The following is a 22973-nucleotide window of genomic DNA, read 5'->3' on the forward strand; positions in this document are numbered from 1 at the left end:
AAATAACTCTTAAAAATACCAAGCTGGCATAACAACTACTGGCAAGTCTAACGCAAAGCGCCTCAAAATAGCATTAACTTCTTGCGCTTTTGTTTGGTTGGCAACACCAATTCGTACTCCCCAATTAAGTGGTACTTGCTCTTTTATCAAAAACTCAGCCATTCGTTTTTCTAGCCTTTGTGTATATCGAGGATTAGTAGGCACTGCATGAAAAAATTTACAATACCCATCTAAACTAGGCTGTTCTGTTAGAAGTTCCCAGTCAATTAATGTATGTAATTGTTTTAAGTCCGTACTTGATTTGCTATACGCAATAGTCGCATTTCGATCAAAAAATATATACTCACGCATACCTGAGCGATAGGCTCCCTCTATTGTTAATTCAAAATAAATAATATCCGTTTGACTATACTTACAGCCCCCTACTCGCCCATTATGAATTGCAGATAACATTGGTGAACGTGGTGCAAAATAAAAAGGCACATAATCATGAATACTTCCACCAGGAGGGTTAATCACCTCTTTGTTAGCACGAGTGCTTTGCGCGCCTTTATGTGCAATATTATTGTATGTAATGCCTAATCCAGTTGACTTCGCTTTACTCCACAATGCTTCATGCTGACAAATTATCGGCAAGTTATCAATCGCAGTAATATGGAATATTCGTACAGGTCTAGGCATGGTCATAAACGATTTGTCCTTTGTAGGGCTAACTTTATCTATATGTGTTTTATAAGCAGGGATTAGAAACTCATAGCATCCTTAAAATGGGCTGACCAGCCCATTTAGAGCTCCATCACTGTCGGTTATTTACGCGTCATGCCAAGTTTTAAAATTAGATTAGTATCGTAGCTGTAAGCGTAACGCTTAGTTAAAAAAGCACGTAAACTTTAATTATTAAAAACACTCAGGAAAGTATTCTCGCAGCAGCTTCATCATATTACGTTTTTGTTTAAAGCTTTTAGCGAGTGTACCAATCATGTCATACAATAGTGTGCAGTCAGCGTTGGTGTCTTTTAAGTTTTTTTCTATTTTAATTAATAAATTAGTTGCTTCACGGTAAGCGTCATTATTGGTTTGTCCAATTATGTTGCTAAGTGATTTGTGATACAAGTCAATCGACTCTTGTGGATATTGCGCCATAATTAAACCAGCCAACGTTATCAATTGGCTCGACTTAACCTCATGTTTTGCAGCTAATGAACGTGCTTTTGCAATGTCGTTTTGATCAATATAAAAATCCAGTAACTCACTCGGATAATTAGTAAAGCGATAAGCACCTTGGTTTGATTTTGCCGCTTTATCTGACAAAGAAAGTAATAATTGCTCTACCTTTTGCGTAAACTCTGCATCAATGATACCGGTTTTTAGTTGTAGCGTTTGTAAGTTTTTAAAGCCATTAAAACTCGGGCTATCAACAAATAACTGCCACGCTATTGCCCATGCGGCCTTAAATTCTGATAACTCAAGGCGAAGTGCTATTTCATCACGTTTACATGCCAACACTTCATGGGGCTTATTTGCCCGTTGATACGCTTGCTTTAAATAGTACTCGGCATCTAATAAGTCATTACGCGCTTTGCAAAGTGCAGCTATTTTTAAATAATCATCTGAATCATGGGCTGTTAGTTTAATTAAACGCAGTTGCTCTTGCCAATCATCCTGTTCTTGCGCTTGTTTTATCAATACCGAGGTAAGGCGTGTAAGTGCGTTTTTTTGTCTCCAGTCATCAAAATCAACGCCTGCTTGCAGTCGTTTTTCTATTGCCGCTGTACACTGTGATAAAAACAAGGTATTTACACTTGGCGTTATGTCAAAGTCATGCGGCACACTCGGGAATACATCGTATTTATAATCTTCAAAGTGCTCAAAAATCCACTGCGCTTTTTGTTCATCAGACCAAGGTAGTTGATTAAAAAGTTCGCTCAATTTTTGATTAAGACTCCCCTCTATCTCAAAGCGAAAGCCGCCCGAGTCATCTATCCCCTCAAGCACTGTATTTAAACGTACCAAGGCTTTAAGATTCAGCAGCCATTGCTGATCAACGGGCAGTTTTTCTATTGCAGGGAATATCATTTCAAACAATGAGTCTGCCTCAGCAAAATAGCCTCGCACTTCACTCCAGCCCCATATTTGCTTTTTAGGCAACGCCTTGGTGATAAGTTTACTTAGCTCCCCTGCGCCCATTGCCTGTTTATCGTTTGCCATTATAAGTACCCATTTGTCGTACTCATGCTCTGACTCGTCTAAAAAAGCCATGATTATATCGGTCAGTTCAGTAGTGGGTTTATCTAAAAACCACGCGATGAGTTCACTGCGCTCATTATCTTGCGCTGTTTCATCATTAGCATTTGCATCAGCGAATTCAGCAGCGGATAAACTATTTACTTTGAGCGCCACGGCAACGCCATGTTTGCATATCTCTTGATAATCGCCTGCAGGGCATGTACAACTAGCCAAAAATTGCCCTGCCGTGTTATTTTCTAAAGTGACTTTGTATTTAAACTGCCCCGCCACGGTTGCCATTGCCTGGTTATCAATAATAAGCAACTTGCTAACATGGTTTGACGCAAACAAGCCATAACCAAGATCGTACGTTTTGCTCGATGCGCGCTGTATTATTTCGCCTAAATCAAACATGGTAATCAGTCCTTATCCACATAATTAAAATGCATTAATTTTTTTCCAATTCTTACTAAAGCATAATCTAATTGCGATACTAGCCATAAGCTGTTTACCCCTCTTTATTCGCTTTCACGCTCTGCGCTTGTTCAAATATTTCTTTGTATACTTCATCGCGGCTGATTGGTGGGTACTTAAATTTAGCCAGTATTAAAATAAGCTCTACTCTTAGGGATGATTCATAGCTTAGTTCTTAAGGAACATTGATCGCGTAACTTCCTATTTTAAAACGGCAAATGTCACTCTCTTTTTCAATGGATTGACGCTTACAATTTTCCGCTAGTAGCTTTAGTACACGGTGTATCTTGTGGCTGCACCGTGTTTGCTCCATGCAACCTAGAATATCATCCAACCAAAGATAACTGCACTTGCTCGCTCTAAATGTCGAGATCGCACACTTAAACATCGTCGCTGCACTATGGCAGATAAAACGCTTGATCAGTGTTTGCAGTATGCTCAACCAAACCAGTGATTCGGCAATATGTAGGTCTCGTGTGATAAATCCCTTAAGGTTGTTCCATGACTTTAGCTCTTTGAAAAGTAACTCAATTTGCCAACGAGTTGCGTATATATCGAGTAACTCGTCAAAGTTAAACTGTACTTCTTTTAAATTAGTAACAAGAAAAACGGGGCGCTTTTCATCCGGTAAATAGATAAGTCTGTACTCGGGTCCATTTTTCTTCCAACGTACTGTTAATTCAAGTGGTTGACTTGCGAATTTATCGAGTAACGTTTTGAGTTTAATATTCTTCTCTTTGAGTTCTATACCCGCGCAATAAGCTGATGTAACGATTGGGTTGATGTTTTTATTTGCTCTGACCAAAAAGTGGCCGCCATCTTGGGATACTTGCTCAAAGTAATCTAAGTCAAAATACCCTGCATCCGCAAGTAATAACGTATCTTCAAGTGTGTGACTACCCGGTAAAAAGGCTCGCTCAGTTTCAACATCAGGACGGATATCTATTTCGCAGGGTTGTTCATTAAATAGGTCATAAGTAACATGCAACTCAATTGCGGCAGGACTTATAGCAGTAAAACGACCAGCAAAAACCTGAGCTAGTTCATCATGTAGAGCAAATGAAGAGCCATCTTGTAATAACACGCGTTGTATTCCACGCTGGATAAAAAAGGTTTTATCCAGCGTGTTTAGAGTTAATTTAGACATCGTTTGAATAACGAGTTCACGGAGTAATTCAGTCAAGGCTGGTTTTCGGATTTGGTTATGAAAAGGTTTATAACTGATTGTGCAATCAGTCTGCGTTTTAAGGTTTTTTGATGGATATCTGACAAGTTAGCGTCTTGCAAGCAAGATAAGCTTTTGAATACGGCTTTGAGTAAAGAAACAATCGACAAACATCGATGGCGGACTTGAAACCCAGAGGTTTTTGCAAGCGCGATTAGGTGCTTTTCTGAGATGAGGGCTTTTAATTGATTTGAAACTTGGTTAATCTGCATGTGAACTCTGTTTTTAGTCATTTTTTTATTGGCGTAACTATTTGATCATTAACAGAGTTCAACTTCAAGTTTCTTAAGATCCAACCTATGAGGTGTCGTTAGCTATACGCTTACTTTCATTATCGCTAAAATAAGCGGTGCTTTACCTAACTGTTCTCCATTGAAGTTATATTTATTATAAGTTGGCATATAATTCCTTTTTAAATGATATTAAGTATTTAGAGGTTTTAATTATTTTTCAGATAACTCATTCGTAGAGCAAACAGACCGATGGCCTTTATATCTCAGCCTTTTCTTTGGTTCTAATCTGCCATCTGCAGTCCATTGCTTCGATTCTTCCTGTACTAGCATTAAAACTACACCTGCCTTTTCATCATCTAACCCGATTTCTACAGTTTTATTGGGCTCGCTCCATAAAGAGATCACGTTACTTTTAGAAAACTCACCACCATTTGTAGAGCGTTCAACTATCCCATAAGGTGAAATAGTAAGGACACTACTTCCCGGCTCATCGACTAAAGTGTGCGAGTAATGCCCTGGCCAGCGACTTTTAAGTTGAGGTCCATCTAAAAGAAGAGCAACAACTAGATGAGGGGCTAATGATCTCAGTACACCTGAGATCGGCTCTTGCCTCGCAAGGTCTTCACATATTAATGGGCATATATGAGTTGAGCTTTTTTCAAATGAAAGTAATTTTCTAGATCCAATTAAACAGTCTTCCCACCACTTTACTTTTTTACCTTCAAAAACCTTCTGCAAGCCATAATTACTTACTTGTTGCTGATCAATAGCCCAGCGATGGTGCTTTTGTTGAGTCTCCACAACAAAGCAACTCGTGTTTTCGTCCCAAACTAATACCGATAAGCTATTCTCACCGTATGTACCGCCCGTTCCCTTTTTAAAAACACCAAATATAAAAGTCGGAACTTTTAAATCCTTGCTTTTAAAGTACCTACCTAATTCTGAAATAATAGTTTGCTTATTTACACTATCAATTGAACACTCTGGAATTACAACAAGATCTAAAGGGCTATCAGAACCCTCTACTGCATATATAATTTTTTTTGCTGTAATTAATTCTAAGTTAGAATATGAGAAGAACCCAAATTCATCATCCATTTGTAATAGTGGTTTTACAGCTGTATTGAAAAAATTATCTTCTACTTTCAATGGCCAAGGCAAAAGTAAAATATTAAAGTCTTTTTGCTCATTTTTGTATTCGACTTTTTGGGGGAGTGAGTTTATCTCTACACCTGCTTTTACATAAGCTAAATCGTGGCTCAAACTATTTAAGGATATACCTGATTGTGGTGTGTGGGTTTTATAATGGACACTGCCGTAACTGGAATTACAATTTGAAAAGCTCAATATCGCTGAACTTTCTGAACGTGCTAGCTTTTTAACCTGGGCTGCAATGTATGCGCGAGCGCCCTCTGAAAATAAAGTATTTTTGATATTAAAAGCACAACTATCGCTTGCATTAAATAACTCTATTAACTGACTAAAATAAGTTCGGTTCTGGAGCAAATCACTAACTTGTTGACTCGCATTAGAACTCTTAAATAAATTGTACAAAAGCTCATAAAAACGGTCGGTCACTTCTATTGTTTTTTCATTTTTACTTAATAATATAGATTGTCGCCACGTTCGGTCATGCCTTCCTGTTGAGCTTTTATAGGGGAGTTCACTATAGTTTTTTAAAGATACTACGTTTTGATACACATCAAATGTATCAAGCATTCGAGCAATGATATGAAATGTATTCATAGGCCAAATGATATAAGATAGAAAAGTACCTTCTTCTAACGAAATAGCAATAAGACCATTTTTACTATTATTCTTTGGCACTTTAACGAACTCAGTAGCACGCCCCTATGCATCATCACCTAATATTGTATTTCTTAAAAAAGTAGCTAATTGCATATTATAAGGCCTGTTCGACTATGGCGTCGGTTAGGTGGACTACTTCGTGCTTATTGGCTTTGGCCTCAATGACAGCAAGTGGCATACTGGGTTTATGGTAAAGCACTATCTCGGCCGATTTAACCGTTTTACGTACACCAAGTTGCCCACTAACGATTACTTTACCGTCACGAAGTTTAACCTCTTGGCGTATTTGGGTAATGTAGTCCCACCCTGAGGTTTTAACTGCGGGTAGAATAAACTTATTGATTATATCGGTTTCGCTGAGCTTTCTTTTATCCATAACTTAAATCATCCCTAAATACTGCGCAATGAGTGCGCACAACTCGTTGATTCAACGTGTTTCATGCTGTTTAGTGATGCTATATAAAATAGGGTTAATAAGCAAAAATAAAAGGTAAATTAAAAACGAGAGACACTGTCTCTCGTTTTTAATTTGGGGTTTACTTTTTAAGACGTACTGCGATCATTCATTGGCTAAATATAAACACTTAACACTATAGATATTTACATTTATTTTCCGCAGCAATTTTTATACTTTAAATTAGAGCCACACGAACAAGGTTCATTTCGTCCTAATTTAGTGGTTTTAGTACAACATTTTTGTGGTCCTATTTTTACTTTGGCATCTTTAATTTCATCTAGCAATCCAGAAAATAAATTGCGTAGCTGCCAGTACTTTTCATCAAGGTACAAAGCTGCATCTAAGTTACCAGTAGCAATTGCTTCGCATAAGTATTTTTGAGCTAGTCCGTCATCTTTTTTAACTAACTCACCTTTGTAATAGATTTTTCCTAATTCAAACATTGATTTATTACAGCCTAGCCTTACTGCTTTTTTAAAAAACTCAACGGCTTTATCACCATCAATTGGACTAGCTTTGCCTGAAGAGTATAAAACACCTAACCTTTGATATAGAAAAACAGTATGCTCAGCCTTTTTGTGGGTTAGGTATTTATGTGCTTTTTTATAGTCTTCACTTAAGTAATGGCACCAGCCCAAATAAGCGTAAGCAGCGTAAAAGCCTCTTTTTGCTAATGCATTTAGTAATATTGTTACCTCAGTAATATGTAGGTTATCTACTTTATTATTAAGACATAAAAGAGCATATTTAAATACAATTTGATGGCTTTGCTGAGCAATACTAATTTGTTTATCATCAGCGCTAATAACATCACTTATCGTTTTTTTTGAGCAAAGTTGAAAAGCACTTTTATAAGACTCAGCGGCAAAAGAATACATAGCCTGCGCGCGCGCAGTGAAAGATTTGTCATCTAAGGCTTCGTTTTCAAACACTTTGCCCATTTTTTCGTAAAAAACACCTAAACTTAAATACTTTTTATAATCACAAGAGATTAAACAGTTAAACCATAAGTCTTTATGTTCTTGGCCTCCCACATCTATTAACTCATATTGAGGTAAACGCTCACCAAGCCCTAAGCTCAGATAAGCACTTTCCAATAAGTCTAAGATTTTTGTTCTTGAGGCTAACGCCTTACTCAGTAATATTTCGTTACTCAACTCCTTATTATGTACTCCATCATTTGTTAACTCTCTAACAGCATGAAATAGCTCTCTATCAGCTCCATGAATTGCGCTGATATTTGCAAGTTCATTTATTTGCTCCCATAAGTTTTTATTAGTAAATTCATAACTATTGTGTTGCGCATATAGTAAGCATAAGGTCTCTAGTATCTTACGAAATTTAAACAAACTAACATCAGGGCTTACATTCATCAGTAATAGTGCATTTTTGTAATCTGACGCAATGGACTCTTTAAACAATGCTGCGAATTGTTCATCATTATTTATAGTGCTCATGCTGAGACTCCCTGTTTACACGCGGCGTTATTTTTAAGCTGATACTCGCTATTACTAATGAGGCTAACTGTATTATCCTTTTTATATCGGCTAGTAAACGTCTCCCAGTTTATTTTACAGACCTCTAATGCTTGCTTCACACCAACATCTAAAATTAAATCACCATAAACATATCCATTTTGAGTTGCGCTATTTTGATAAAAGCGTCCTTGAGGGTTAATCATTAAATAAGAATTTGTCATTGCTTCGTTATCTTCTGCCACCATGACTTCTTTTAATGAAGCGTGGTTTTTTACAAACCCAGAAAATTGATCATCAGAAACTAATAAGTTGTTATTTAACACAGGCAGCACCTGAAACACCTTCCATTTTTCGGGTTTTATATTTGCTATTAGCTGCTCGAATGATTCTTGGTAATTAAGGCTATTAACAACGGTGTTTACCTTTATTGTAATGGATGGATTAACGTTTCGAAGCTGTGTAACTGCTTTAATTAAATCATGGCTTCCAAAAGACTCCCCTTTACGATCTATTCGGCCAATATCTTTACGCGCAGTTAAATATTGGCTATCAAAACTGATCCCAATCATTGAAAACATCGCACCATAGTTATCTATAAAAGAGTCTGTTAGGTAATGACCATTCGTAATGAGCGATAAGTTAAAGCCGAGTGACTTTGTTTTTATAATTAACTTTGCAAAACGTTTTTTAAGAATTAACGGCTCGCCTCCTGCAAAATTGATACGCACACTTTTGTAAGGGAAAACTGCTTTTACTTGGTTGGTATTATCGTCAAAAAAGTAATTGGCTAACTTTTCAAGCATTAACTCTGCGTCTTGGCCATTAGCTTGTATTTCGTTGGGACGATCCCACTTTGCATAGCAAAATTTGCATGAGTAGTTACATACTTCTGTAACGTGATAATTAATAACTAATTCATCAATAGAGTTATTCATGCGAACCTCCTAACACAAGGCTCAATAGTGTTGTTTTAATAGCTGAATCAGCTAATGAAAGTTCATTGGTTTCATTGAGTAATGAAAAAAGAATTAAATGATACATAATAATCTCCTAATATCACCGCAGTGTGCGGTGACTTCAGGAGCAAGTATCAAACTGTGAAATTCACAAAAAAGGGAAGTCAGTAAATTTTTTAATATTTATTTAGCAATAAACTATATTCTTCGTACTCTGCTTTTTTAGCGCTGTATAGATTCACTAGCCATTGGCCATGTTCGCTAATAAACGCATCTGGGTTTTTAGTAATTAGTTTACCTAGAACACCAAACTCGCCTTCGATCACAGCCTTAAGAGCTAAATCATATGGGCTCGATTGCGTATCAAATTCAATAGAATTAGCAATCATCTCCAATGAACTATATTGACCTTCATTAAATGGATATGGGATTTCATCTTGTGACCAATCTATATTTTCATCTGATAGAAAAAGCCTTAAATCACCAATACGCTTATCAAGTGCTTGAAAGAGTAATTTTTTAGCCCTCCACTCCTTGGCAAACTGCTCAAAACTTGCAGTATTGATTTTTTCGCCATTGAGCCACTTTACAACTAATTTTTTATCTTCAAACAACGTATCTAGAATAACCAGATTACGGATAAATACATGATTACCTGCTTTAATAGGCTTTGGCACATAATCGACTGACTCTGATTTTTTATCTGCCTCATCAAGTAGTTTTGCTTTGAGGTTTTTATCTTTAACGTAATAATTTAAACGACTTCTCAACCGCTCTGGTAACAAGTTGCGGTCAATTCCTAAGGCTTGACAGGCAACTGCTGCAATACTTTTATTTTTACCTGCCATACTGTTCACCATAACAACCAAGGCGTTGCTCTACTTTATGGACAGTTAGCGCTCCTCTAGCAATGAGTGCGTAATTAATGTTGTAAGTATCTACTTTACACCGTTTTGCTACTCTATAAATTGCGCCAATACACATGCCTGCCAAATTAGCCTCTTTGAGGGATGTACTTAAAGAACTGAGCAGCGATTCTTTTTGCTCTAAAAACTCTGAGCAAGACTCTTTAAGATTAACCTTGTAGTACGAATCATACCCAGTGCATTGACCCGCTAAATGTGCTTCAGTCACAGAGGTTGAAAGCCTTTCTAATAGGGAGCGCTGTTGCTCTTTTTTTTCTTTACATGCAAGCTCTATATCAACGTTTGCAAAACTACTTGAGCTAAAAAGAATGAATACAACTAATATCAATCCTTTAAACATTGGCTGTGCCTGCTTCTGCTAAGTCTTTTTCAACTACTTGCTTTGATGGTTTTTCGTCAGGCTTAAAGTTAATTAGACACGAAATAAATAAGCTAATTATTATCACATCATCAATCCAATAAGCGTTATATTTACTCACAATAAGAAAAGGAATAATGCCTAGTAGGCTTACTTTTATTAGTACGTTTAGTGACTGAATACCTAATAAGCTGACACTAAATCGAAAAGGAGTGATAGCTAATTTTTTATATTTCCCAATTAAATTGCTCGCTGTTTTAATATTTACAATCCAAAACCAGCCTACTAGTAACTTAACAAACAAATTATCCTGAGTTTTAACCAATACTAAGAGGCTAATAACCCCAAGCACTAAAGTGACGATTAGCGTGATTAAAAAGTGAGATAGCGAGTGAATCCAATGGCTTGGTTTTGATAACTGCTCTATTTTTTTTGCTCTTGAAGTGAAATAAAACTTTGGTGGGTTTTTCTTAAGATCAGGCTTTTTCAGCTGTGATAAATATTCAAAAGCAATCATGTGTTTGGTTTTATATGTTGCCAAGCCATTGTCCGATAAATGAAAATCTTCGTTTTCGTCTAATAAAGTATTTTTTTTATCTAAATACGCTATTGCATCTAGCGCAGTAGTTACCTTTTCATCACTTTTATCAAGTTCCTTAGGTACTTCAAACCCTGTGTCTTTTTTTAGGGATGCAAGGTTTACTCGCCATTGCTGTATTAATTGATTCTGGGAGAGAGGGTTATCTTGAGTTTCTGCTTCTACTGTTTCAGCATTTTCACTGGTGATCGAAGACTCATTATTACTTTCCATATTTCTTTAAACATCCTTGTACAAATAACTAAAGCTCAGAACTGAGTCACTTTTGCAAACCGCATACAAATTACATAACTAGTAAATTTAAAAAATCAACTAACTAATGATATCGCAAAAATAAAGATTTAATGAAGCTTAATTTTAATAATACTGAAACGATCATATTGCGGGATCATTTTATTAAAATACTGAGCGCGCATTTTTCACCTACTAAACTTTGATTTTTATCTAGGGCTCTTTAGCGGCACTTTATTGTTTTAACTAGCTAACAACGTCCCTGCGGCTCGTTTTTCAAAGGCGAGATAAAAGCGGTGTATATTAAATAGGCTGGTAATGTCAAACCTTTTGCCATAAACTGCGCGTGCTTGGCCTCGCTGGTCATCTTCTACAATTAAGCGCCGTATTTGCCAATAAGCTTTCGCTTTGAGTAGACGGGTGAGTTTCATTAGTGGCCACTTCCTTTATTTATCATCACGTTCTTCACCCTAACCCAGTGCTGCTAAATTCATGTAAATAGCTTAAAGACCATATGTATTATTCACGCATAGTTAGCATTACCAGTAAGCGATGTTGGGTAGCCAGCCCAACAAGGTCTTCTACGGTTTAATTGTTTTGGTTTGCGATTGTACCTATGTTATTTGTGCTTATATTCTGCAGATACAATACTGCCGCGTAGCTTATTGGCGGCATCCAAAAGCGATTATTCAAACCCGACTTGTACTTGTTTTGTAGCTTTTTAGTTGCAGCGTCCATCGGGTCTCTCTCAGACCAGAATATCAATACAAATTATTGAGTTATCATACCGTAAAGAGCGCGAATTATTGAGACTTAATTAAAAATATATGAAGGGATATTTATCGATCACAATACGCAATATGCGAGCAGTTTGATTGCTGCGACAGTATCGCCACTTTCGCTTCGTAGTAACCCATTAAGCATAAAAACCAACCGACAAACTACCCCGTTAACCTCACATATTTCTCTGCCAGCTCATCTATACTTTCACGGTGATTAGGATCGGGCTTTATGCAGTCAATTGGGCATACACTCACGCACGTAGGTTTGTCGTAGTGGCCTACGCATTCGGTGCATTTTGCAGGGTCGATTTGGTAAATTTTAGCGCCCATATAAATCGCTTCATTTGGGCACTCTGGATCGCACATGTCGCAGTTAATGCACTTACTATTTATTAGTAAAGCCACTCTCTAACCTCATTTATTAAAGCTAGTACTTCTAGCATAAATTTGCAGTCGCAAATTATGCATTTTATGCTGGGTTTTCTTGTTGATCTCAATCAATAGAAATCATATTAGTTAATTCGCATTCAACCATTAACTTTACAACCCAAAAATGGACACAGTAATGTCCAATCAAGTTCGCGAGGTTCTATCATTAATTATTAAGCGAAAGTGATGTGCAGCTGGCTTTTGCTGAGCATTTAAAAGAGCGCCGCAAAAAAGCAAAGATGTCACGCGAGGCGTTAGCAAAAAAAAGCACAGTACCTGCATCTACAATAAAAAAGTTTGAGGTTACAGGGCTTATTTCATTCAGGCAGCTATTGCTTTATAGAGCAACAGCTTGATAATACGTACGCCATGAATAAGCATTTAACGGGTAGTTAATTGCCTTAGGTTAATTGTATTGAGCGATTAAATTAATAATAAATGATACTCAATAGCGCTCATAAGGAAATATCATATTTTCTAGCGCAAATCCCAACCCTATAGAATGCATACTTGTTCTTTTAATTTTACTCAACGAATACACTGGGAGCCCTTTATTTATACCGAGTTATATAAAGTTAGCCCTCGCATTTTTGGCTGTTTATTTTTCCATCACTGATTTAACGACTAGCAATACCATGCCAACAGAAAACGTTCATAAATACATTTAACCCACTAATTATATTGATGAAAAAATATTCTCGGATGACAACATCTCCTCTTCAGCGCTGAATAATTTAAATAAAGCAGTTTCAATCGTCTGTTTGCAGCTAAATTTAAAACAAAAGCAAATTGACAAGCTAAACTAAGAAATGTAATTTACCAATTAGATTAATTTTTTTACCAACTTTTTTACCAATTTGTGGAGTGATTTAGCCTACTCGGTTCGGCTTAATTATTATCCACATCAAAGCTGTGCATCTACCGTTTACTAAACTTGGGGAATATAAAATGAAAAGGCGTAGACGTTTTTGGAACGTTGTTGATAAGTTAGAAGCCGCAATAGATCAAGGTGTCTATCATGTTGGAAGCCGTTTACCTGCAGAACGTGAATTAGCAGAAACTCATCAAGTAAGTAGGCCTACAATTCGAGAGGCTATTATTGCGCTTGAAGTCAGAGGCCGTGTTGAGGTTAAGACCGGCTCGGGTGTATTTGTTACAGACACTAATAAAGTAGAGGCTAGCGATAAGCCTATTAGTGCATTTGAACTAACACAGGCCAGAGCACTCATTGAAGCTGAAGCTGCCGCCTTAGCAGCGGCAACAATTCAAGATCACGAACTGGCCGATTTAAAGCAAAGTTTAGATGATATGCAAGTGCCAAAAATGGCGATTGAAGCTGATCAACGCTTTCATGAGATCATTGCTAAGTCGACCCGTAACAACGCAATTTTCATGTCAATTCAAAACTTGTGGAAGTTAAGACGCAGCGAGCCACAAATCATCGCGGCCTATGACGATGTGTGTTCACAAAGCGACGAGCAGCGTTTACAAGAGCACACATGTATTTATGATGCTATCGCCAGCCATGACTCATCGGCAGCCCGTAAAGCCATGCACAACCACTTTAACCGTTTAATTAATTCACTCTTTGCCGCAAGCGAGAAAAAGGCCCTTGAAGAAATAAAACGTAAAACAAGTGAAACGCGTGGCTTGTATTCTATCTCTCATTTAACTCAATAAATCTTACTTTTCTATTCCCTAAAAGGCACATAACTGTGCCTTTGCTATGTGTGTTGTCTTATTTTTTAACGACCCCGCCTTCTGCTATGATTATTTAATAAAACGGCTTTCAAATAGGCTAAACAGCCAATATACATTTTATTAAATGTACGCACACAAATGTTTTAAGCGTTGGGTACACCTAAAAATAATGCAAAAAAAAAGCAAGCCTAGTGGCTTGCTTTTATACCAATTACCAATTGGTACTCACACAATTAACTTATTAAAAACGGTAACTTGCACCAAAAGTAATACGACGATCTGTTAAGCCTTGATAACACAGTAATGATCCTTCGTTAACACAAGACTGACTCACATCTGACTTCGTTAAGTTCACGGCTTCTATACCAACACTAAATTGCTCGGTTACATCATAATTAACACTTGCGTTTAACTGACCACGGTCCTCTTGAACAACTGGGAAGCCCCATGGGTAACTAGATGTACTGCCAAAGTCTTCTGAGCGGTAACCTTCTCGCCACGTGTATCTTGCACGCGCTGAAAAACCATATTTTTCATAGTACAAGGTAAAGTTATATGCGTTTTCAGAAAGATCTAAAAGCGGCTGTTTGGCAGAGACATCAATGTTCTCAATGCCCGTTGTTAATGCAAATACGGCGTTTGCACGGCTCGTTGCATTATCAATTGCTTCACCTCCTGATGATTTTTGATACGTATAGTTAGCCATCACGCCAAAGCCTGATGCCCAGCCTAAGTCGCTTTCGAATTCAGATAAGTCATATTGAAATGCCAACTCAATACCTTGTTGGGTGCGTGAATCAGCATCATTAACTGTCGTTTGAGTAGGCACACACAAACCAACACCAGGCTCTGGCCCAAAGACATTAATATCAGCAATGGGGTTAAATGTGCCACCAGCTTCACAGATTGGTCCTACAACATCACGAAATCCCGTGGTTGGGTCTTCATAGGGGTCAACTTGCTTTGTGACATGCAGGTCTTTGCGCTTTTTATGAAAATAGCCCACGCTTACTAACGCTGAAGGAGCGAAGTACCACTCGGTTGAAATATCAAACGATGTTACCTCTTCTGGCCCTAAGCCTGGGTTACCAATGGCAACCGCTGAATTAGGACTTGTGCTGTATGACACGGACGTAGATAAGTCGTCATAATCAGGGCGACGAATATCTTTAGACCAACCCAAACGAACTAACACATCTTCAGACACGTCTGCGCTGATGTTTATACGTGGTAATACAAAATTATAATCCGCTTCAGACACGACTTGTGAAACGACTTGATTCCCATCATCGTCGGTTGTTACTGAGTTACCTGTTGACGTAATGTCCGTTTGTAAATATCGTACGCCAACATTACCTCGAAACATTTCATATTCGAAATTTGCTTGTGCGTACAATGCATGCGTTGTTTCTTCAATGTCAAAAAATGCACTCACCTGAGATGTAGGCGAACTGATTGGCGCACGATCAGAACCTGTAAGCGCATTATTTGCTGTAATCGCATCATTTAATACTTCAAGTACATAGTCTGGGTTTGAGCCGGCAAGCTCAGGGTTAACTAATAAAAAGTCTTTTATAAAGAGTGTTCGCCCGTCTGCTTTGTTAAAATTATCAGGCCCGGCCACCAGCAGCTCTGCAAATAAATCACCTGATGGGCTATCTGCCATTTTACGCAAGCCCACATTATTACGTACTTGATCTGAGGTGCTGCTTGATCTGTTATAACGGTACCCAAAATCGACCGACGTGATCATGCTGTCTAAGTAATAATTAAAATCAGCTCTGATCGCATCTTCTTTATTTTCTGTCGTATCACGCCCTTGGTTTACATCGCGTAATACAACATTTGCAGGGTCTAGTAACTGTGCACTGGTTGGCGCATTTGCTTCACCTTGGGCAATACCAAATGCAAGCGCTCCCCCGCTCAAGTCATATTCAAAAGGGGTGCCATTTTCGTTCGAGTCATTGGTTGCTACATTAGGGTTAATGAAGTTCAATGTTGTATTGAAGCTTGGTGTATTTGAATCAGAGCGTGACGATGACGCTTCCATACTCACAAATAACTTATCACCCTGCCATTGCCCACCCAATCGAAATATTTGGCTATCAGTTTGACGTGCATTTGTATCACTTGAAAAGCGTAAATTAGGATCTGCTCCCCCGTCTTCAACAGGGATAACACCTTTTAACGCCGCTTGAATACTTCCTAAATCTTGGCCGTCTAATACGCCAAAATCAACCGTTTCAAATTCGCTAGGAGCTGCAACATTACGAAGGTCACTCACGCCAGAGGCTTGAACCCGTGAGCTTTCTTGACGTCTGTCTTGGTCGTTCATCACGGCATCAAAAAAGAACTTGGTGTTCTCATTAGGTGCCCATTCTAGCGTACCAGCAAAGTTAACCGTTTCTGACTCGTAATTATCATAATCCTGAATCAAGAATTGAATAGGTAAAAAGTCAAAAGACTGGGCACTTGCTGCATCACTCCCCGCTGCGACGGAGTTATCGCGATCAGCTCGAGGACGAAATGCTGTTACGTCTTGCTCTGCATAACTTGCGCTAAATACAGCGCCAAACTCGCCACCAGAATCTAGTTGCCAATTGTCACCCCAAGAACCCGATATTCTTGGTTTAATGCTATCAGTGGAGAGGCTGCTGTCTTCAGCTTGTACGCGAAAAGCTGCTAACGTATCATTAAGTTGCAATGGGCGGATTGTACGAAGGTTAATTGTGCCTCCTACAGATCCTTCTATTGTTTTAGCTTCTGGTGATTTAATCACTTCAACACCAGAGATCATCGATGCCGACACATCTTCAAAACTGATACCTGTTCTACCAGAGCCGGAACCCACTGTAGAAACACCATTAATTTCTGTACGATTCGCATTCGTACCACGAATTTGTACCCCCGTACCGACACCTGCTTGACGCGTGATCTGTACACCGGTTACATTTTCTAATACTTCAGCTAAATTTTGATCCGGTAACTTACCAATATCTACGGCTTCTATCACTTCTACAAGGCTTGCGGCTGAACGTTTTTGTGCTAATGCATTAGTAAGCGACTGCCTGATACCTGACACTTCAATTACTTCAAGTTCATCCACAGATTGCTGCTTTGCTTCTTGCGCTGATGCAACATTCAATGCTGTAGCTGAAAGTATCGCTAATGTAACGCTAGATAATTTATGCTTCATAGTGTTTCCTGTGTGTTCGAATGCTTTGGTTTATATTTGTTGTCATTGGCCGTTCGCTTTCACAAAAGGTTAACCAAATAATTACACTTGAACAAAAAAAGATCAACCCTTTTGGTAATAACATTTAATAAAAAAGTCGACCAATTTACATTACCAATAAGTCACCGTGCAGATATAAAAGTAAGGCATTGATAAATAGCAATTTAAATAATTACAGGATTAATTCTATCGCTGAATTAATTTACCTTTAAGACTAATGTAGCAGTAGTAAAATTCAAAAAAAACAAATTGGTTAACCAAATAATCAATTCATAACGGGCAGCTTGCCAAATATGAGCACCGAGTTGCGCACCAAAACTGACACCCGTTTATCATTGGTCGTATTCATGCCAGTAAAGAAGATCTCGTTAAACTTACACTGGGGTTTGCTGTATCTGATTAACACCTGTCATAACGCATCGCCTCAAAATACACCACTGTTTTGTTATGACTCATAAACAGTCCGATTAAAAAATGCCACAGCAGAAGATGACCCCATGACAACCGCTACTCGCTGGTGAAGACTGTGTGGCTCTATGGTTAAAATTCGCTGACCACGAGAACTGGCTTGTCCTCCTGCGTTTTCAATCAACATCGACAGCGGATTGGCTTCATAAAGTAGCCTTATTTTGCCATTGTCATTACCCGCACGTTTGTCCTCTGGATACAGAAATGTGCCGCCTCTTGATAAAATACGGTGAATATCCCCTACCATAGCGGCACTCCAGCGCATTGAGCTTTTTTCAAACGCTTGGCTCGCATACAGTACGTTATCGAAATAAGTCTGAATAGTTTCATGCCAATAGCGGTAGTTAGCCATATTCACAGCAAACTCTTTACTTTCGTGCGCAACGGTCATTTCAGGGGTTGTTAGCAAAAAGCCGCCATGAGTTAAATCCAGCGTATAACAGCGTGTTGGGCCACCTGTGCTCATCACTAACAAAGTGGAAGGGCCATAAAGCACATAGCCTGCGCACAGCTGTTTTATACCAGCTTGAACAAACTGTTCATCACTGTCATGGGGCACATCATCACGCTTCGCATAAATGGTAAAAATAGTGCCGATTTGACCATTTACATCAATATTTGAAGAACCATCGAGCGGGTCAAAAGCAACAATATAGCGACCATCGGGATTACCTGGCACAGCATGATCTTCTTCTTCGGAGGCAATAGCAGCAACCGAATCTTCCTCAAGTAACATATCTTTGAGTAACTGATTGGCAATCACATCGAGCTTTTTTTGTACTTCACCTTGGATATTTTCATCTAGCGTAGAGCCTAACACCCCTGCAAGTTCTCCTTGGCCTACACGAAATGCAATCTCTTTACTGGTCGCTAAAATAGTGCGGATCAACATAATTAAATCTGTTTCCACACCATCATTTTTTAAAACTGGGATTAGTCGTTTCATTATGAGTACCTATTAACGCAATTAAGGTCGGTAAAACACTGTAATAATCTCATCGTCATGTTTTGCTCTGAATGGCTTAACCACACTCGCGGATCATAGTATTTTTTATTCGGCTTATCGTTGCCATCTGGGTTACCTATTTGACTATGTAAGTAATTTTTATTGTTTTGATAATAATTAAGTACGCCGTCCCAACACGCCCATTGCGTATCGGTGTCAATGTTCATTTTTACAACGCCATACGTTAATGACTCTGTTATTTTTTCTTGCTCTGAACCACTACCACCATGAAATACAAAATTTAAGCTATTGTGGGGCAGGTTAAACTTTTGCGAAACATAGGCTTGTGAGTCTTTTAAAATACGGGGGGTTAAAACAACGTTGCCCGGTTTATAAACGCCGTGAACGTTGCCAAACGAGGCTGCAATAATGAAGTTAGCACTGACTTTACTTAACCTTTCATAGGCGTATGCTACTTCTTTAGGTTGCGTATAAAGGGATGCGCTATCAAGGTGGCTATTATCCACGCCATCTTCTTCGCCCCCAGTACACCCTAGTTCAATTTCCAAGGTCATGCCCATTTTTGCCATACGCGCTAAATAACGCTCACAAATTGCTATATTTTCTTCTAATGGCCCCTCAGAAAGATCGATCATATGTGAGCTAAAAAGAGGCTGCCCTGTTTGCTGAAAATAACGTTCGCCTTCATCTAACAAGCCATCAATCCACGGCAGTAACTTTTTCGCAGCATGATCCGTATGCAACATAACCGGCACGCCATAATGCTCAGCGACACTATGAACATACTTAGCCGCACTTACAGCACCAAGCACTGCACTTTGTTGCTCAGGTAAGAAGACCTTTGCCACAAAAAAATTGCGCGCCACCGTTCGACAGTTGAATAATAACAGGCGACTGCGCTTTTTTTGCTGCATTCAAGGTTGCATTAATAGATGATGTACCAATAACATTAACCGCAGGTAACGCATATTGGTGCTCTCTGGCATGCGCATATACTTGTGTAACATTATTTCCAACAATTACGCCGGGGTTAACTTTGGCTAGTAAAGATCCCATTATCTATCCCTTATACTTTGTTTGCCTCAACACAGGCATCGGTAATCGCCTGCCAGTTTTCTTGTTCAACCCACTCTTTAGGCGCAACCCAAGTACCTCCGACGGCAATTACATTGTCTAAAGCAAGGTACTCATGTTTATTTTGCGCATTGACCCCACCTGTTGGGCAAAATGTAACGCTTTGAAATACGGTTGACACTGCTTTCAAAAATGGTGCGCCCCCTGATAATGAAGCAGGAAATAACTTTTGCTCAGTAAAACCTGCTTCTAATGCAAGTAAAATATCAGCGGTGTTAGACACACCAGGCACGACGGGCACTGAGCATTGTTTTAATGATTCAAGTAGTAAAGGTGAAACCGCCGGAGTAACAATAAAATCAACACCCGCATCAAGTGCCTGCTGTAAAATTTCAGCATTGATGACTGTACCTGCGCCCACTTTTAATGAAGGTACGGCTTCCTTGATAGCCCTTATTGTCGCTAACGATGCATCCGTGCGTAACACGACTTCCACTAAACCTAGTCCTGCCGCCGCCATTGCTTTGGCTATATTCACCCCTTGATCAACACTGTCGGCTTGAATTAAAGGTAGCAGTGTTTGTCCTGACATGAGTTCAGTAAAACGAGTCATAGTTGTATCTCTCTTAATAGTTATTATGTGTTGAGACAAAAAGACTCAGGCATTACATTGGGGCCTTTTTGTTTAAGTTACATATTACGAATCAGCCATAGCCTGATTGAAAACCGCTTTTGCGGTAATTGCGCCCGGCTGTTGGATTACGACCGCAGCAGCTTTTGCGGCTTTACTAACCGCTTCACACACTGGCAGCCCAGATAACCGAGCTCCTAGGTAAACACCATTAAACGCATCGCCTGCTGACGTTGTATCAACAACATTATCTACCGGTGTAATTGTGTGGCGTTGTAATTGGCCATCAACCATGGTTAATACTGATTCGGGGCCATTTTTTATAACCACTTCGTTGATGTCATAATCACTAAGGTGCGCAAGGACATCTTCAACCGAATCCACCCCATACAAAGCGTGTAAATCTTCTACGCCCGGTAGCGTGATATCTGCACACTGAAAAGCAAGCGCATACTGCTGCTTAGTTTCTTCAACAGACTGCCATAATCTCGCTCTATAATTAGGATCAAAAACAACCTTCACACCGGCAGCTTTTAAAGTATGAATGGATTGCCAAAAAATAGCGCGAGTATCGGGCTCTATAACAGCAAGCGATATTCCTGAGAAAAAAAGCATGTCGCCTGACGCAAGCTCATCAATAACTGTGGGATTATAAAAATCGATCACCTTTCTTGCCGCTGAATCATTACGCCAATAAGTAAAGCTGCGTTCTCCTTGATCATCTGTTTCGATGTAATACACACCGGGCACTTTATCTGAATGAGCAAACACTAATTGTGTACCTAGTTGTTCTTGCACAAAGCAGTGGCGCATTTTTTGACTGATTGCATCGGTGCCCAATGCGGTCACAATTGCCGAGTTAATACTGTTAAAGCAGCGCTTAAGGTACACGGCAGAATTATATACATCACCTGCGAATGATTGGTTGAGCGTACTCTCATCAATCGCTCTAAGCTCGAGCATACACTCGCCTAAAAAAAATATTTTTTTCATTTATTAACTTACCCTTGTTGTAAGTAAGCGGCAGGATTTTGGTTGCTCTGCCGCTAAACACGCTGTTACTTGGGTGCTTTTAAAGGCTCAATTTTTGGAATCAAAATCCAGACGGCCAACATTGCAGTAATAGCCAAAGAGGCACCAATAACAAACGCAGGCGTATAATTTCCGCCAGCGGTTAAATAAGGAACTAAAGAGGTGAGGCCAACAGCGCCGAGTTTTGCCGCCATGCCTGAAAAACCAGACAAGGATCCGACGGCTTTTTTGCCAAGTAGATCACTTGGTAGAGTCTGTACATTACCTATCGCTGTTTGAAAACCGAATAGAATAACGGCCATGATTAGAACAGCGACAACAGGCTCGCCAGGGTTCGCCATTGCAAGCAATGCAGGCAACATGATCAAACAGCCTAAGGTGATCGTTAGCTTACGAGTTTTATCTGTACTCCAACCAGCTTTTAAACGATTTTGCGCTAACAAACCGCCAAACCACGCGCCAAACATGGCTCCCACATAAGGCACCCAACCGTAAATACCAATAGATTTAACATCCATGCCATACACTTCGTTTAAATAGATTGGGATCCAGAACACAAATAACCACCAAATAGGGTCAATTGCCGCTGATGCGATGATCACCCCCCAACTTTCCTTTCTGCTTAACAGCTCTTTAGTCGAAGGGTTATATTCTTCCTCTTCTTGTCCTTCATCATTCACTTCACGACGCTGGCCAGATAAAATGTAGTGCTTTTCTTCTTCACTAAGCCACGGGTGTGATCCAGGTGGTGCTTTAACTAACACTAACCAAGGCACTAACCACAAAAAACCCATAATACCCACAGCGACAAACACCATTTGCCAGCTAAAATACACCGTTAGATAGGCAATAAGGGGGATCGCTATAATACCGCCAATCGCTGCACCTGAATTAAATATACCTTGTGCTAATGCCCGTTCTTTGGTTGGAAACCATTCTGCATTCCCTTTTGCGGCGCCCGGCCAGTTGCCCGCTTCTGCTACACCTAAAATGGCGCGAAAAACACTCAAGCTAAGAACGCCCTGTGCAAATGCATGTGCAATGGTGGCAAGTGACCACACACCTATCGACAGAACAAAGCCAAAACGCGTACCAACCCAATCAAATATTTTACCAAAAATAGCTTGGCCAAACGCATAAGCAAATACAAACACGATAGAAATGTTGGCATAAATTTGCTTACGCTCAAGTGCAGATTCGTTGGGGAATAATTCTTCTACTATATCAGGCCACAGCACACTTAAGGCTTGACGGTCGATGTAGTTTATAATGGTTGCCAACGCAATTAATGCAATGACCCACCAGCGCAAACCTTGAAGTTTCATGTTATTTATCCTCTAAAAAATCTTCGCGCGCAGGGCTGAATGTATCAATTAAAATTCCCCCCGTCGGGCACGTTGCGCCGTGATCAGCATACGGAGGAATGAAACAGCTATCGCCCGTTTTTAAAATTTTAGTTACACCGTCAATATTAAAGTGAAACTCCCCTTCTACAACATAAGTCACTTGAGAATGACGGTGTGCATGGTTATAACCAATTGCCCCCTCTGCAAACCAAATCTTGACCGCCATCAGCTCTTCGTTATAACCCAACATTTGGCGCTTTAAGCCATTACCTAAGTCTTCAATTTCTACTTCGTTAGCAAATGTAAAGTGATTGCTTTGCTTACTCATAGCAAATAC

The 22973-nt window shown here is 39.3% G+C and carries 18 protein-coding genes and 4 pseudogenes; 2 read left to right on the forward strand and 20 right to left on the reverse strand.

The annotated features are described in order from the left end of the window. Positions 1-9: 9 nt before the first annotated feature. From ACJJVX_RS02675 to ACJJVX_RS02735, 13 genes and pseudogenes are all read right to left on the reverse strand, one after another. Complete coding sequence (locus tag ACJJVX_RS02675; protein WP_405630000.1) at positions 10-687, reverse strand: DUF4433 domain-containing protein; 678 nt, start codon at positions 685-687, stop codon at positions 10-12. Positions 688-897: 210 nt separating this feature from the next. Next, complete coding sequence (locus ACJJVX_RS02680) at positions 898-2640, reverse strand: SWIM zinc finger domain-containing protein (protein ID WP_405630002.1); 1743 nt, start codon at positions 2638-2640, stop codon at positions 898-900. A 94-nt stretch (positions 2641-2734) separates the two neighbouring features. Beyond that, positions 2735-2848 (reverse strand): annotated as a pseudogene (locus ACJJVX_RS02685) (hypothetical protein); the annotation flags it as partial. 27 nt (positions 2849-2875) lie between these two features. Then, a pseudogene (locus tag ACJJVX_RS02690) lies at positions 2876-3943 on the reverse strand (IS4 family transposase); the annotation flags it as partial. A gap of 425 nt (positions 3944-4368) precedes the next feature. Further along, a complete protein-coding gene (locus ACJJVX_RS02695) occupies positions 4369-5985 on the reverse strand; it encodes a hypothetical protein (RefSeq protein ID WP_405630004.1) in 1617 nt (538 codons plus the stop codon). 115 nt (positions 5986-6100) lie between these two features. Then, a pseudogene (locus ACJJVX_RS02700) lies at positions 6101-6343 on the reverse strand (restriction endonuclease subunit R); the annotation flags it as partial. 230 nt (positions 6344-6573) lie between these two features. Beyond that, positions 6574-7881: a DUF4145 domain-containing protein gene (locus ACJJVX_RS02705; RefSeq protein ID WP_405630007.1), complete on the reverse strand. Its 1308-nt coding sequence runs from the start codon at positions 7879-7881 to the stop codon at positions 6574-6576. After that, positions 7878-8837 carry a viperin family antiviral radical SAM protein gene (locus ACJJVX_RS02710; RefSeq protein ID WP_170174613.1) on the reverse strand — a complete coding sequence of 320 codons (960 nt, stop codon included), beginning with the start codon at positions 8835-8837 and terminating at the stop codon, positions 7878-7880. The genes ACJJVX_RS02705 and ACJJVX_RS02710 overlap by 4 nt, the downstream gene beginning before the upstream one ends. Before the next feature lie 197 nt (positions 8838-9034). Next, positions 9035-9706 (reverse strand): hypothetical protein, encoded by a 672-nt coding sequence (locus ACJJVX_RS02715; protein WP_170174614.1) that lies wholly within the window; start codon positions 9704-9706, stop codon positions 9035-9037. Beyond that, positions 9696-10124, reverse strand: a complete 429-nt coding sequence (locus tag ACJJVX_RS02720) for a hypothetical protein (protein WP_405630011.1) — start codon at positions 10122-10124, stop codon at positions 9696-9698. Before ACJJVX_RS02720 ends, ACJJVX_RS02715 begins: the two co-directional genes overlap by 11 nt. Then, on the reverse strand, positions 10117-10953 hold the full coding sequence (locus tag ACJJVX_RS02725; RefSeq protein WP_405630012.1) for a hypothetical protein: 837 nt from the start codon (positions 10951-10953) through the stop codon (positions 10117-10119). The genes ACJJVX_RS02720 and ACJJVX_RS02725 overlap by 8 nt, the downstream gene beginning before the upstream one ends. Before the next feature lie 260 nt (positions 10954-11213). Then, positions 11214-11402 carry a hypothetical protein gene (locus ACJJVX_RS02730; RefSeq protein WP_212760730.1) on the reverse strand — a complete coding sequence of 63 codons (189 nt, stop codon included), beginning with the start codon at positions 11400-11402 and terminating at the stop codon, positions 11214-11216. A gap of 510 nt (positions 11403-11912) precedes the next feature. Further along, positions 11913-12158, reverse strand: a complete 246-nt coding sequence (locus ACJJVX_RS02735) for a YfhL family 4Fe-4S dicluster ferredoxin (protein ID WP_082355570.1) — start codon at positions 12156-12158, stop codon at positions 11913-11915. A 212-nt stretch (positions 12159-12370) separates the two neighbouring features. Here ACJJVX_RS02735 and ACJJVX_RS02740 point away from each other — a divergent pair, with 212 nt between their 5' ends. Further along, a complete protein-coding gene (locus ACJJVX_RS02740; RefSeq protein ID WP_405630015.1) occupies positions 12371-12538 on the forward strand; it encodes a helix-turn-helix domain-containing protein in 168 nt (55 codons plus the stop codon). A 592-nt stretch (positions 12539-13130) separates the two neighbouring features. Then, positions 13131-13862 carry a FadR/GntR family transcriptional regulator gene (locus ACJJVX_RS02745; protein ID WP_405630017.1) on the forward strand — a complete coding sequence of 244 codons (732 nt, stop codon included), beginning with the start codon at positions 13131-13133 and terminating at the stop codon, positions 13860-13862. Positions 13863-14124: 262 nt separating this feature from the next. Here ACJJVX_RS02745 and ACJJVX_RS02750 read toward each other — a convergent pair whose 3' ends face one another. The 7 genes and pseudogenes from ACJJVX_RS02750 to ACJJVX_RS02780 all read right to left on the reverse strand — a co-directional run bounded on the left by ACJJVX_RS02750 (position 14125) and on the right by ACJJVX_RS02780 (position 22964). Next, positions 14125-17079 (reverse strand): TonB-dependent receptor, encoded by a 2955-nt coding sequence (locus tag ACJJVX_RS02750; protein WP_405630019.1) that lies wholly within the window; start codon positions 17077-17079, stop codon positions 14125-14127. 484 nt (positions 17080-17563) lie between these two features. After that, positions 17564-18532 carry a class 1 fructose-bisphosphatase gene (locus tag ACJJVX_RS02755; protein ID WP_054204094.1) on the reverse strand — a complete coding sequence of 323 codons (969 nt, stop codon included), beginning with the start codon at positions 18530-18532 and terminating at the stop codon, positions 17564-17566. After that, positions 18532-19609 (reverse strand): annotated as a pseudogene (fbaA, locus tag ACJJVX_RS02760) (class II fructose-bisphosphate aldolase). The gene ACJJVX_RS02755 and the pseudogene fbaA overlap by 1 nt, the downstream one beginning before the upstream one ends. A gap of 10 nt (positions 19610-19619) precedes the next feature. Continuing rightward, the gene (gene eda, locus ACJJVX_RS02765) at positions 19620-20240 is read right to left on the reverse strand and encodes a bifunctional 4-hydroxy-2-oxoglutarate aldolase/2-dehydro-3-deoxy-phosphogluconate aldolase (protein ID WP_054204092.1); all 621 of its coding nucleotides are present in this window, start codon (positions 20238-20240) and stop codon (positions 19620-19622) included. A gap of 84 nt (positions 20241-20324) precedes the next feature. Then, a complete protein-coding gene (locus ACJJVX_RS02770; protein WP_054452332.1) occupies positions 20325-21251 on the reverse strand; it encodes a sugar kinase in 927 nt (308 codons plus the stop codon). 65 nt (positions 21252-21316) lie between these two features. Beyond that, entirely contained in the window at positions 21317-22615 is a 1299-nt protein-coding gene (locus ACJJVX_RS02775; RefSeq protein WP_405630023.1) for an MFS transporter, read from the reverse strand. 1 nt (position 22616) lies between these two features. Next, complete coding sequence (locus ACJJVX_RS02780) at positions 22617-22964, reverse strand: cupin domain-containing protein (RefSeq protein WP_405630026.1); 348 nt, start codon at positions 22962-22964, stop codon at positions 22617-22619. Positions 22965-22973: the final 9 nt, after the last annotated feature.

The organism is Pseudoalteromonas sp. Ld20 (assembly GCF_045064175.1).
Lineage (GTDB): Bacteria > Pseudomonadota > Gammaproteobacteria > Enterobacterales > Alteromonadaceae > Pseudoalteromonas > Pseudoalteromonas neustonica.